This is a genomic window from Metabacillus sp. Hm71 (assembly GCF_051842955.2).
Classification (GTDB): Bacteria; Bacillota; Bacilli; order Bacillales; family Bacillaceae; genus Metabacillus.
The window spans coordinates 3575873-3589641 of sequence record NZ_CM200278.1 but is presented as its reverse complement, the minus strand read 5'-3'; the positions used below and the strand labels follow the sequence as shown (position 1 = coordinate 3589641).

At 36.3% G+C, this 13769-nt stretch carries 9 protein-coding genes and 1 pseudogene; all 10 read left to right on the top strand.

Annotation, left to right across the window (positions count from 1 at the left end; genetic code table 11):
• Positions 1-70: 70 nt before the first annotated feature.
• The 10 genes and pseudogenes from ACSVDH_RS17590 (at position 71) to ACSVDH_RS17545 (ending at position 13735) form a co-directional block, all read left to right on the top strand.
• Positions 71-1597 (top strand): extracellular solute-binding protein, encoded by a 1527-nt coding sequence (locus ACSVDH_RS17590; RefSeq protein WP_439253650.1) that lies wholly within the window; start codon positions 71-73, stop codon positions 1595-1597.
• A gap of 127 nt (positions 1598-1724) precedes the next feature.
• On the top strand, positions 1725-2654 hold the full coding sequence (locus ACSVDH_RS17585) for an ABC transporter permease (RefSeq protein ID WP_299088579.1): 930 nt from the start codon (positions 1725-1727) through the stop codon (positions 2652-2654).
• A 37-nt stretch (positions 2655-2691) separates the two neighbouring features.
• Positions 2692-3576 (top strand): ABC transporter permease subunit, encoded by an 885-nt coding sequence (locus tag ACSVDH_RS17580; RefSeq protein ID WP_518618326.1) that lies wholly within the window; start codon positions 2692-2694, stop codon positions 3574-3576.
• Between the two features lie 186 nt (positions 3577-3762).
• Complete coding sequence (locus ACSVDH_RS17575; protein WP_439251535.1) at positions 3763-6087, top strand: helix-turn-helix domain-containing protein; 2325 nt, start codon at positions 3763-3765, stop codon at positions 6085-6087.
• A gap of 91 nt (positions 6088-6178) precedes the next feature.
• Positions 6179-6991, top strand: coding sequence for a polysaccharide deacetylase family protein (locus ACSVDH_RS17570; RefSeq protein ID WP_439251534.1), 813 nt, complete (start codon positions 6179-6181; stop codon positions 6989-6991).
• Positions 6992-7024: 33 nt separating this feature from the next.
• The gene (locus ACSVDH_RS17565) at positions 7025-7660 is read left to right on the top strand and encodes a YesL family protein (RefSeq protein WP_299088541.1); all 636 of its coding nucleotides are present in this window, start codon (positions 7025-7027) and stop codon (positions 7658-7660) included.
• Positions 7661-7913: 253 nt separating this feature from the next.
• Positions 7914-9812: pseudogene (locus ACSVDH_RS17560) on the top strand (rhamnogalacturonan lyase); the annotation flags it as partial.
• A gap of 371 nt (positions 9813-10183) precedes the next feature.
• Complete coding sequence (locus ACSVDH_RS17555) at positions 10184-11323, top strand: rhamnogalacturonan acetylesterase (RefSeq protein ID WP_439251563.1); 1140 nt, start codon at positions 10184-10186, stop codon at positions 11321-11323.
• Between the two features lie 219 nt (positions 11324-11542).
• Positions 11543-13177 carry an ATP-binding protein gene (locus ACSVDH_RS17550; protein ID WP_439251532.1) on the top strand — a complete coding sequence of 545 codons (1635 nt, stop codon included), beginning with the start codon at positions 11543-11545 and terminating at the stop codon, positions 13175-13177.
• Positions 13178-13324: 147 nt separating this feature from the next.
• A complete protein-coding gene (locus ACSVDH_RS17545) occupies positions 13325-13735 on the top strand; it encodes a YuzC family spore coat inner layer protein (RefSeq protein WP_439251531.1) in 411 nt (136 codons plus the stop codon).
• Positions 13736-13769: the final 34 nt, after the last annotated feature.

Here is a 13769-nt window from a genome sequence, read left to right as displayed (position 1 = left end):
AGATCATCCCGCTCACAGCAGTGACGTTTGATTCCCAATAAAAATTTTAATACAGGGGGCTGAATTTTAAATGGGAAAAAGTAAAAAAGAAATAAGAAAGAGAATTGTCCTTCCATTACTTTCAACAATGTTGATTTCATCATCATTAGTTGCATGCAGCGATGCAGAAACATCTAGTAAAGAATCCGGAAAAAGCGAATCAGATAATACGATATCAATTATGACGACGGCTTATACACCAGAACCTCCTAGTGAAGATAGTCCAGTATTTAAAGAGCTTGAAAAATTTATGGAAACGGATATTAAAGTGAATTGGGTTCTTAATAGCTCGTATTCAGACAAATTAAATATTACACTAGCATCTGGTGATCTACCGGATATTATGATGATTCCTTCAAAATTACCTAGTTTCATAAGTGCGGTTAAAGACGATGCTTTTTGGGAGCTTGGACCTTACCTAAAGGATTATCCTAATCTAAGTCAAGCAAATGAAATTACGTTAAATAATAGCTCCATAGGCGGAAAGATTTATGGAATCTATCGCAGTCGTCCTTTGGGAAGAAACGGGATAACATTTAGAAAAGATTGGTTAGAAAATGTCGGGTTGCAAACACCGAAAACAATTGATGATTTTTACAACGTTTTGAAAGCGTTCACAGAAAAAGACCCAGATGGAAATGGAAAAGATGATACCTATGGAATGGTTGTTTCAAAATACACAGGTCCGTGGGACATTATGCAAACATGGTTTGGAGCTCCAAATAAGTGGGGCGAGGATGAAGAAGGAAACTTGCAGCCTGATTTTATGACAGAAGAATATTTTAATGCACTAAAATTCTTTAAAAAACTTTATGATGAGGGATTAATTAATGAAGATTTTGCGGTCATGGATCCGCAAAAATGGGGTGACCCGCTACTAAATGGACAAGCAGGTGTTATTGTCGATGTAGTCGACCGTGCTCATCGTGCTGAAGAAGACATGCTGGCTGCAAACCCTAATTTAAAAGAGCCAATCGATGTAATAGGTGCAGTGGAAGGGCCGACTGGTCTGCATAACCTGCCTACCTCTGGATATTCTGGTATGCTTGCCATTCCTAAATCCAGCGTAAAAACAGAAGAAGAGCTGAAAAAAGTTTTAGCGTTTATTGATAAGTTAAGTGAAGAGGAGGCTCAAACTTTAGCCTACAATGGCTTAGAAGGACGTCATTATGAAATGAAAGATGGCAATTTAGTCAACCTTACGAAAAATAATGAAGCTCTTATTAATGAGTTCACAGACCTTAACCAATTCCAGACTGGAATACCAGAGAACCGGTTTATTCAAGAAGAACAAACACCGTTATTATTAAAGGAAGAACAAGTTAAAAAAGAAAATGAAGAAATCGTTGTTCCAAACCCTGCTGAAGCCCTAGTTTCTGAGGTTTATGCTCAAAAAGGTCAGCAATTAGACAATATTATTAATGATGCACGAATTAAATTTATCGTCGGTCAGATTGATGAAGCAGGCTTTAAGGATGCTATCGAATTATGGCGCAGTACTGGTGGAGAAGATTATATTGAAGAAATCAATAAATTATACAAAGAGGCAAACAAATAATTTGAAAAGTCAGGAGGTGCATAGCTCACCTCCTAACTTTTAATCGTACATCATAGGAAGGAAGGGAGAGACAGTGGCATTTCTTAAAACACAAAATGTCAACCAAGAGTACAATCACTCAGCAAATATAGTCAGTGAGAAACAAACGACAACGATTACAAAGCTGCAGAGATTAAAGAGAGATCGATGGTTATATCTCTTATTAATTCCAGGAATTCTCTATTTTTTGATCTTTAAATATGTGCCAATGTGGGGAGTTGTCATTGCTTTCCAAGATTATTCGCCATTTAAAGGTGTGGTTGGCAGTGAATGGGTAGGTTTTGAAAATTTTAAAGACTTTTTCCAAAACCCCGATTTTTTTAGATTATTACGAAATACATTCATTTTAGCGGCATTAGACCTGGTCTTCTTTTTTCCAGCACCAATCATCCTTTCACTTCTTTTAAACGAATTACGGATTAATTCTTATAAAAGAACGATTCAAACCTTTATATACGTGCCCCATTTCATGTCATGGGTAATCGTTGCAAGTATTACGTATATTTTCTTTACAACAAGCGGTGGGGTGATGAATGAAATTGTTTCTTATTTTTATGGAAAGGAAATCAACTTTTTATCATCACCTGAGTGGTTTCGCCCGCTCATAATGGGACAAATTATTTGGAAAGAAACAGGCTGGGGCACGGTTATTTTCTTAGCCGCTCTAGCAACTGTTGATCAAGAACAGTATGAAGCAGCGATTGTAGACGGAGCAGGTCGTTTCCGAAGATTGTGGCATGTTACGCTGCCAGCTGTAAGAAGTACAATTATCGTTTTACTCATTTTGCGGCTTGGAAACTTCCTGGATACAGGCTTTCAACAAATTTTCTTAATGTCGAATTCATTAAACCGCAGTGTGGCAGATGTATTTGATACCTATGTCTACTTTGTAGGGATTACACAAGGTGCATATAGTTATAGTACAGCAGTGGGCTTGTTTAAATCAGTCGTCGGCATCATTCTTGTTTTAGGTGCGAACAAGCTGGCGAAGAAAATGGGACAAGACGGGATCTTTTAATTGGTTTTAATTTTAGAGGAGGTGTTTGCAAATGGCAATGCCAAAAATGCACAATACTCCAGCAGGTCGAGTATTTGATGTATTCAACTTTATTTTTTTAGGAATCATCGGATTGCTGATGGTTTGTCCATTCCTATATGTGATTGCTGGATCATTTGCTACTGAAGCAGAGTTAACGAGAAGAAGCTTTTTTATCATTCCAGAAACATTTTCACTGGAATCCTATAAATATATTTTTTCAACAGCTACATTTACCCGAAGCATATTAGTATCCATTGGTGTAACAGTTGTCGGAACGCTTGTATGTCTCTTTTTTACCTTTACGATGGCTTATCCGCTATCTAGAAAACATTTAATGGGACGCAGTACCATAATGAATCTCATTGTATTTTCAATGTTATTTAGCGGAGGAATGATTCCTACTTATCTAGTTGTGAAATCATTGGGATTATTGGATTCTTATTGGGCTTTGATTTTGCCTGCAGCGATTAATCCATTTAATTTAATTATTGTAAAAACGTTCTTTCAAAATATCCCTGCAGAATTAGAGGAGTCAGCTAAAATTGATGGCTGTACGGAGTTTGGGATCTTCTGGAGAATTATGCTCCCGCTGTCAAAACCTGTGCTTGCAACCTTTGCACTCTTTTATGCGGTCGCGATTTGGAATGATTTCTTTAGTGCATTATTATACATCAATGACAATACGAAATGGCCAGTTCAAGTATTGCTTCAGCAAATCATTCTCCTTTCCCAATCGATGTTGAGCGATCCAGCCTCAATGGGTGCAGAATATGTTGAACCACCAGAGCAATCATTGAAACTTGCCGTCGTTGTCGTAGCAACATTACCGATTTTAATCGTCTATCCTTTCCTCCAAAAGCATTTTGCCAAAGGCATGTTATTAGGTTCAGTAAAAGGTTAGTTTTATAGAAGGGCAATTTATTGAATAAAACAGTAAATTGTCCTTTTTACATGAAAAAGAATTTAGTTTTGCCGATTTTCATAAACCGCTTTCTTTTATTGTTTGAATTATGCAATAATAGAAGTGATAATTTTTGTTTTATGTTTGAATAGGGGGGATTTTATTGGGATAAAGAATAAAGGCATTATGCTAAAAAAAGTGAATTGGAACGGAAATCATTTTCGGAAAAATTTTATTCTCATTTTGCTTATAGCCAGTATTCCAGGGTTAATTACGGGGATTCTTATTTACTGGCTTGCTGTTGGCGCTGTTGAGGACGAACTCCGTAAACTTCATGAGGAGCAAATTGAGCAAAGGGCAAAAAATATTGATGAACAATTCAGGAATTTGGAATATTCCGCATCACGATGGGCGATTGAACCTCGCTTTGGTGAATCATTAAGAAGTATGGATTTTGTTGAACACTTTACAGAGTCATATGATCTTTCAAAAACACTTGTGCGTTTACAAGAAACACATCCTCTTATTAAAAATGTTGACCTTTATATAGAGGGAGATAAGAATGTCTTGTTTAATACGGAGTATCATTCTTTAAACAAACAGGAAGTCAGTCTTTTTCACAAAACATTAGAGGGGAAAAGTATTTACTGGGGCCCTTATCCTGGAAAAAGCCAAAATGGATCAAGTCTAGCTCTTATTCATACCATACCTGCAGGTAGTAAACATCCATTTGGCTCTATTATTATCTCTCTTAATCAAAATCATGCACTTGAAATTTTGAAAACGCTGACACCGTACGGAAAAGGCGCAACATTCATTTTGAATCATGATAATCAGGTGATATTGTCGACAAACAATACAAATGATGAATCTTTTGTAAACGCTTTAAAAAATAAGGTAGCTAAACTGGATGTGGGTAAGGAATCATTTCAATTTACCTTTGATCATCAAATCTATTCTGTTTCTGTCGGTCAATTATCAAGAGTTGATTCTAATTGGACATATGTATCAGCAGCACCAATGTCGTCCATTACAGCACCTCTTGTTATTGTTTCAAGAATCATATTAGTGATTAGCGCATCCGCTCTTATTCTAGCTATTATTATGTCATGGTTTGCATCCTATCGGATTTATTCACCAATTAGAAAGTTAATGGGTAAATTGATGAACGAATCCACTGAAAAATGGAAGCCGACTGGTACAGATGAATTCTTGCTGATTGAGCAACAATGGGAAGAATTATCACAAAGAAGCAATTTATTACAACACCGTCTTTCCGAACAAGTAACAGAAATTAAGAATAGTTTCGTGCTTCAGCTTGTACAAGGGTATTTTTTTCATTATAAAGAAGAAGATTTAGCAAAAAGGATGAAAGGATATGGTTGGATCATTGAAAACCATCATTATATTGCAATTGATGTGAACCTGACAGGTCTATTAGATTCAAAAGACCGTTTTTCAAATAATGATGAAAGTCTTGTAACCTTCTTAACCGCAAATATAATGGAGGAAATCGCCAATGAGATGTTTACACAATACAATGTGATGAAATTCTCAGATTTATCTGTTGGTGTTTTAATTCTGTATCCATCAGGCTCTTCAATAAGGGAGGATATTCTTCAATTTGCGAGTAAAGTAACGGATGCTGTTAATGACATTATCAACCTGCAGGTTCTTGTCACCATTAGCGAACCGACAAATAAAATCAAGGAAATCCATCATATTTTTGAAGAAATGGATAAGTGGAAACGTCTTCGAATCTTTGAAAATAAAAATCAAATCATTGATATCCAGGAGATTGGATCATTGAATGATATCAATAGTTTCCGTTATCCTTTTACGGTTGAAAAGGAAATTATTCAAGCAATCAGAATGGGGCAAATAGATGGAATTGAGATGTTAGTTCATCAGTTTTTAGAGGAAATAGCAGAAAAAAATGGGATGAATGAGGTGAATATTCAACAGGGTGTAAGGCAATTGTACAGCAGTATCCAGCATGAAATTTTGCATGCAGGTATCCATCCGCATGATTTGTTTAACGGCAAAGATATGTTTGAAGAGCTTTCCCAGATCCACACAATCGAAAGGTTTACAAAATGGTTTATTAACTCGATTATTCTGCCATTTAACCAAAGACTTGAAGGCAGGATGAATATGGAATTAAAGCGAATCGTTGAAAAAGTGGTTTGTATGATTCAGGAAAATTATATGAACGATATTTCGTTAGATAGCTGTGCAGAAGAAGCAGGAACGAACCCTTACTCGCTCAGCAAAGCATTTAAACAAATTGTAGGAATAAATTTCATTGATTATTTAACAGAATTACGAATCCAAAAAGCGAAGGAACTTCTTTTGCATTCAACGATGAAGATAAATGATATTGCTGAAAGCGTAGGATATCGCCACAGCTATTTTAATCGAATCTTTAAGAAACAAATGGGCATACCGCCAAGCCAATATCGGAAATTGCATCAAGATCGTGATTTAGTGGATATTGAAAAGGATGGATAATTTTAATTGTCATCGAGCTAATGGTTCCGATGAAGGCAGCTTATCATAAATTTTACGTACATGAAGCGATAAAAAAGGAGAGATTGATAGAATGCCAAAAGTAATGTTAGCGTTTCCTGAAGGTAAACATAAAGTTGTAACATTAAGCTATGATGATGGAAAAGCAGCTGATAGGAGATTAGTAGACATTTTCAATCAGTATGGAATAAAAGGAACATTCCATATTAATTCCGGGCTATTAGGTGTTGGAGATCGCATCTCACTCGAGGAAATAAAAGAGCTGTATGACGGACATGAAGTCTCTGCCCACACAGTCACACATCCAACCATTGCAAGGTCGCCAAAAGAACAGCTGGTTGAAGAAATAATCGAAGATCGTAAAGGGTTAGAAAGAATAGTAGGATATCCCGTTAGAGGAATGTCCTATCCAAATGGTTCATATAATCGTCAAATTAAAGAGATACTTCCATTTCTAGGAATAGAGTATGGAAGAACGGTTCATTCCACTGGCGATTTTTCAATCCCTGATGATTTTTATGAATGGAAGCCAACATGCCATCATAATAAAGATTTAATGAAGCTTACTGAAACCTTTATCAACCTTCATAAACAGCAATATCTATATATGTTGTATGTATGGGGACATAGTTATGAGTTTGATCTTGACCAAAATTGGGAGCTTATCGAACGTTTTTGCCAAGTGGTTGGTAATAGAGAGGATATATGGTATGCAACAAATATTGAAATTGTGGATTATCTGAAGGCATTTCAAAACCTGAAATTTTCTGCAGACAGCCACTTTGTTTATAATCCTCATGCATTACCTGTCTGGCTAAATGTTGATGATAACATTATTATGGTGCCTGGCGGGTGTCAAGTGTCATTAGTGATTGATAAGAAGTAATTGGAACGATAAAAGGTTAAGGAGGAGATAGGAATGCAAATGAATGGGCTAGCAGGAGGCTTTTATAAAATATCCGAATGGATTATGAAACTTGCATATGTAAATTTATTATGGCTGTTATTTTCACTTGTTGGGTTAATCGTATTTGGATTTTTCCCTGCATCCGCGGCTATGCTTGCAGTTATTCGAAAGCTGATTATAGGAGATACGGATATTCCTGTGTTTAAAACATTTTTTACCACATATAAGAAAGAATTTGTAAAAAGTAATATGATCGGGATCTTGATGTTTGTTGTTGGATATATTTTATATTTTGACCTTACGATTGTGAGGGAAGCATCAGGAGTGATTAGGCTGCTGTACTTTCCATTATTAATGATCTTTTTAGGGTATGTGTTAACCTCTTTTTATGTTTTTCCAGTTTTTGTTCATTATGAAACGAAGATATTTCATGTACTCAAAAATTCGTTTCTAATTATGATTTTACACCCCTTATCAACGATCATGATGGTGGTAGGAGCGATTGCCATTTATTTTTTAATGATCACTATACCAGGATTAATTCCAATCTTTTGCGGAAGCCTCTTCGCATTTGTAATCATGTGGTCTTCACTTCTTGCTTTTTCAAAAATTGAAAAAAAGCAAGAAGCGATCGCTCTCCAAAAGTAGTCATAAAGGCTGTCTCAAATCTAAAGAGACAGCCTTTTTCCCCTCAACAAAAGATTCTCGGTTTACAAAAAAGTGCAAATTGATAAGAAAACGGTTATGCAAAAAAGTGAGCTTGTTTGTAAGACAGCATTCAGTTAAGTTAAAAAGGAATCTTTCATTGATTAATCAAGCAAAAGAAAGGAGGTAAGGATCTTTTTATTAAACTTGCCCTTTAATGAAAGCGCTTCATAAATAACTAATCTGGAGGTTGTCTATGTTAATAAGAAGTGGATTAAAGAAAAGCAATAAATTTATGATTAGCGCTATCCTAACCGCTTCCCTGTTGGCACCCCATGTATCAATGGCTAGCGACTATTCAAGTCAGGAACAAACCAAACAATCTTATCAAATGGAATACTTAGATCGCGGTCTCGTAGCTGTAAAAGTAGATAACGGTGTATTTTTAAGCTGGAGATTGTTAGGAGATGAAGGGGAGGATATTGCTTTTAACTTATATCGTGATGGTGAAAAGATAAATTCCTCGCCAGTCAAAACAAGTACAAATTTTCTTGATAAGCAAGGTAAAGCAGATTCAACATACTCTGTGCATGCAGTTAAAGATGGTGAAGTACATTCCAAATCAAAAGTGGTTAGTGTTTGGGGAAAAAACTTTCTTTCAGTACCACTTGAAAAACCTGCTGATGGAATCAACCCAGATGGAACAACTTATACGTATCATGCAAATGACGCAAGTGTCGGTGACCTGGATGGAGATGGTCAATATGAGATTGTCCTGAAATGGGATCCATCAAATTCACAAGACAATTCAAGGAATGGTATAACTGGTGAAGTGTTTATCGATGCGTATAAAATGGATGGCAGTCACTTATGGAGGATTGGTCTTGGGAAAAATATAAGAGCTGGTGCCCACTATACGCAATTTATGGTTTATGACCTTGATGGAGATGGCAAATCAGAAGTTGCTTTAAAAACGGCTGATGGAACAACCGATGCTGCCGGAAAAGTAATCGGTGACCCGAATGCAGACTATAGAAATTCTGAAGGGAGAATATTGGAAGGTCCTGAGTTCTTAACAATTTTTGATGGAGAAACTGGTCAGGAACTTGTAACTACTGATTTTGAACCTTCAAGAGGAAACGTATCAGATTGGGGTGACGGCTACGGTAATCGTGTGGATCGCTTCTTAGCAGGAATTGCATACATAGATGGCAAACGGCCAAGTTTGATTATGGCTAGAGGATATTATGAAAAAACGATGATTGCAGCCTATAACTATCGTGATGGAAAATTAACGAAAGAATGGATGTTTGATAGTGATACACCAAATAATGAAGGCTATGCTGGTCAAGGGAACCATAATTTAAGCATTGCAGATGTGGATGAGGATGGAAAAGATGAAATCATTTATGGTGCAATGGCGATAGATGATGATGGCACCGGTTTATACACAACCGGTTTAGGTCATGGTGATGCGATGCATTTAGGTGATCTGGATCCAAATCATCCTGGCATGGAGGTCTTTCAAGTTCATGAAAGTAAAAATGCTGCATATGGGATGGAATATCGTGATGCTGACTCAGGTGAGGTACTATGGGGGATTTTTACTGGTCGAGATACTGGAAGAGGAATGGCAGCTGATATTGATCCGCGTTATGTAGGTGAAGAGGTATGGGCTAGAGGTGGAGTCTTTACAAGTACTGGTCATTTAATAACTGAATCGATGCCGTCATCGACGAACTTTGGAATTTGGTGGGATGGCGACTTATCAAGAGAGCTCCTAGACCATCATTGGGATGCAACGAAAGGCTATGGAACAGGAAAAATTGATAAATGGGATTATGAAACGAACACGACTATTAATCTATTAACAGCAGAAGACACAGCCTCTAATAACTCGACGAAAGGAAATCCAAGCTTGCAGGCAGATCTAGTTGGCGACTGGCGTGAAGAAGCAATCTGGAGATCAGCAGATAGCAGTGAGCTTCGTATTTTTACGACAACAGATGTAACGGATAAACGCATCTATACACTAATGCATGACCGGGTGTATCGATTAGGTGTTGCTTGGCAAAATGTCGCTTATAATCAACCGCCACATACAAGCTTCTATCTCGGTAATAACATGGCTAAACCAGTCTTTCCAGATATGTATGTCGTTGCAAACGCAAGTATTAAGATGTCACCACATGTTATTCATGTAAAAAATAATGGCGGTGAATACCGTGTAACAGGGAAAGTGACACTTCCTTTTAAACAAAGACTTTCAGAAGTACAAATGAAGGTTAATGGAAAGCAGATAGCGGGAGAGGTTCAAGGAAACATTGTGAAGTTTGAACAACAAGATATTTTAAACATACTTGATGGCGAATTGGGCGAAATTGAAGTAACTTTCTCAGGTACATTAGAAAATGGGTATTGCTTTTCAGGTCAAGATATAATGACATTCATAAAATAGGAGACTTTTGTGAAGGAGGACAAACCGTGAAAAAGGGACGAGGTTGGAAACTATTTTGTTCAGTTCTTTTGTTGGTTGTCTTTGCACTGAGTATTTCGGCACCTCCTCAAGTACAAGCATCACAAGCTGAACCAAAGAAATATCAATTTGACTTTGGTGATGGCCCTGTTGAAAAGGGATATACAGGAGTTAGCGCAACAGATCGTTATATTGAGAAACAGGGATATGGATTTAATACACCTGAAAACATGCAAAATGTTGACGCGAGTGGGACAGGAGTAGCTAGTGATGCAGTTGAATTTTTAACGTTTGGCACGAAAAGTACGAACACGTTTAATGTCGATCTGCCAAATGGGCTTTACGAGGTAACTGTAACTCTTGGAAATACTGCAAGAGCAAGTGTGGCGGCTGAAGGTGTCTTTCAAGTTATCAATATGACCGGAAACGGGGCAACAGATACATTCCAAATTCCTATTACCGATCATCAATTAAACCTGCTTGTGACGGAAGGGAAAGTTGGAACAAATTTTACTCTCAGTGCCCTGAAAATCAAAAAACTATCAAAACATCCTATTCCAAATCCTACAATTTATATAGGGGGAGATTCAACTGTTTGCAACTACTACCCTTTAGTAAACAGTGTTCAAGCTGGATGGGGTCAGCTATTGCCTGAATTTGTTGATACTCAAAACTACCAGGTTAGGAATATGGCATCAGGTGGTCAAATTGCAAGAGGCTTTCGAGATGATGGTCAACTAGAAGCCATTTTGAAGTATATTAAACCAGGTGATTATTTTCTTTTGCAATTGGGAATTAATGACACAAATCCAAAGAACAATACAACCGAAGCAGAGTTTAAAGAGATTATGCGGGACATGGTTAGACAGGTTAAGGAAACAGGAGCAACGGTTGTTTTATCAACACCACAGGGAAGAGCGACTGATTTTAACGTAGAAAATATTCACAACTCAGAAAATAGATGGTATAGACATTCCATTCTTGCATTAGCTAAGGAGGAAGGTGTTCCATTGGTCGATCTAAACGTTCTAAGTTCCCAATACTTTACATCAATTGGGCCTGAAGCGACAAAAAGTCTTTATATGACGGGTGACAGCTTACACCCTAACCGTGAAGGAGCAAGACAGCTTGCTCGAATTGTCGCCGAAGACTTAAAAAGACAAGGTTATAACGCTTTTATCGCTGATTAAGGATAATTAGAAAATAAATAAAAGAAGAGGCTTTCTCTAAAGGGTCCGTTTTCTCCAACATATATCTAAATATTTGTTAGAGGGGACTGACCCTTTTATTGTTAGTCGCCTTTTTTTTCTTGTAATTTCTTCGGAAAAAATTTCTGTTTAAATAGTAATGTAATCCGAGAATAACTATAGTAAAATAGTCATTAATCGTCAATATTCAAGGAGAGTATTATGGCTAATAAAATAAAATGGCTATTGGTATATATCGTATTCAGCTTTATATGGATTATTGTGACGGATAATTTAATTGTTTTTATTAATATTCCTACTGACATTCATTTAATTTTTCAAAATATGAAAGGAATCCTATTTGTCATCTTTACAAGTATCTTTATCTATTATTTAATCCTGAAAAAAGAGGCCTATGAAAAAGAAAAGGAAGAAAAGAATAAGTTACACATCTTAATCAATTGCATGGTTGATTTTGTTAATTTTAAAGATGGTGAAGGAAGATGGACAAAGGCAAATGAGTTTGCGTTAAAGCTGTTTAATATTGAACATGTTGATTATAAGGGAAAAAAAGATTCAGATCTAGCTAAATATAGCGAATTTTTTCGTGATGCGTTAAGATATTGTGAAATATCTGATGAAGAAGCTTGGTTAAAAGGTGAGGTTAGCCGTTGTATCGAAGAAATCAAGATGCCTGATGGAACAATGAAAACGTTTGATACAATCAAGATTCCAATATTTGATGATGAAACCGGATCTAGAAAAGAGCTTGTCGTTATGGGACGAGATGTAACAGATAGAATTGCGGCTGAAAGAAAGCTTGCTGAGAGTGAACAAAGATATAAGTCATTATTTGAATTTAACCCAGCATTAGTGTATATGATTGACTTAAAAGGTAGGCTAACAAATGTCAATGATCATTTTTTTAAATACACAGGATATGAAAAGGATGCTTATTTACAAAAATCAATCATATCCCTAATCGCTGAACATGACCGTTCACGGGTTCATGAAGCTTATTTAAATGTGATAAGGGAAAATAAACCTTGGATCAATGAAGAAATAGAAATGGTCTCCAAAGACAAATTAAAGAAAATGTTGCGTTGTACGGCTGTTCCAATGATCATTAATGATGAGACAGTTGGAGTAATTGGCTATGCGGTCGATATTACGAAAGAAAAAGAAACAGAGGAGCTTCTTCTAAAAACAGAAAAACTATCAGTAATAGGTGAATTGGCTGCCAGTGTTGCCCATGAAATTAGAAATCCATTAACATCATTAAAAGGATTTGTACAAATTCTGCAAACCTCCAGCAAAGAGAATCAGATGTATTATAACATTATGCTTGATGAACTAGAGAGAATTAATATTATAGCAAGTGAGCTCTTGGTTTTAGCCAAGCCCCAACAAATACAATTTCAGAAGCGTAATATTAATGAACTATTAACGAATGTCAAGTCATTATTAGAATCTGAGGCAAATTTATACGGTGCTGAGCTAGAAGTCATAACCAACGAACAGCTGCCGCTTATTGATTGTGAACCAAATCAACTAAAACAACTATTTATCAATATTATTAAAAATTCAATTGAAGCCTCTTCAAATAAAATTATGGTGAATGTTGAAAGATTTGATAAAGAACATATTTGCATTCAGTTTACAGATAATGGGTGTGGGATAGATCAAGAAAGATTAAAACATCTTGGTGAGCCTTTTTATTCGATGAAAGAAAAAGGTACAGGCTTAGGATTAACGGTTAGTTATCGAATTGTTGAATTTCATAAAGGAAAGATTGATTTTAAAAGTAAAGTGAATGAAGGAACAACCGTTAGTCTTTTCCTGCCTATAAAAAAATAAAAAAGCTGTCTCAAATAAAGGGCTCCAACTCCCTGTTATGAGACAGTTTTTATTTTTAGGATAATCCTAGGAGTAAAAAGACAAACACCATTAGACGCATCAGTCGTATAGTATAAGTGGTAACTTACGTAAAGGAGCTGCTTAAACGTGTATCCATATCATTGTCAACCTATGTATCACCCTGTATATCATGTATATGGTTATCCTGTTAGCCAATTCAATATGTCTTCGTTAATTAACAATTATCAATATGTAAGTAGACAATATCCTGATGTTGATCCTACATTATTTGAACAATCAGCGAAATCAATGCAAAAATTAATAAGAGAAGCAAGTTTGGTTTTAGATAAATTTGCCCAGTCAAAGCCATTTGCTCAAAAGATTATGTATGCAGCTCAGCAATCAAATAAAAAGGAAGTTGAACGATTGATTAAGTCAACAGGGATAAAATCCAAGGTGGAGACCTCATTTAACCCAGATGGCATTAATCTTAAACTTTCTTCACAGGTTGGGGGCGCAGATTGCTGTCATCTGACAATTGCTCTTAGATGGATGTAAGAAAAAACGCTACTAAATTGATTACGGAGCTAGT

Bases quoted from the DNA above. Each gene is read 5' to 3' on its own strand.
- ACSVDH_RS17590 (WP_439253650.1), top strand. From the start codon at position 71: ATGGGAAAAAGTAAAAAAGAAATAAGAAAGAGAATTGTCCTTCCATTA.
- ACSVDH_RS17580 (WP_518618326.1), top strand. From the start codon at position 2,692: ATGCCAAAAATGCACAATACTCCAGCAGGTCGAGTATTTGATGTATTC.
- ACSVDH_RS17575 (WP_439251535.1), top strand. From the start codon at position 3,763: ATGCTAAAAAAAGTGAATTGGAACGGAAATCATTTTCGGAAAAATTTT.
- ACSVDH_RS17570 (WP_439251534.1), top strand. From the start codon at position 6,179: ATGCCAAAAGTAATGTTAGCGTTTCCTGAAGGTAAACATAAAGTTGTA.
- ACSVDH_RS17565 (WP_299088541.1), top strand. From the start codon at position 7,025: ATGCAAATGAATGGGCTAGCAGGAGGCTTTTATAAAATATCCGAATGG.
- ACSVDH_RS17550 (WP_439251532.1), top strand. From the start codon at position 11,543: ATGGCTAATAAAATAAAATGGCTATTGGTATATATCGTATTCAGCTTT.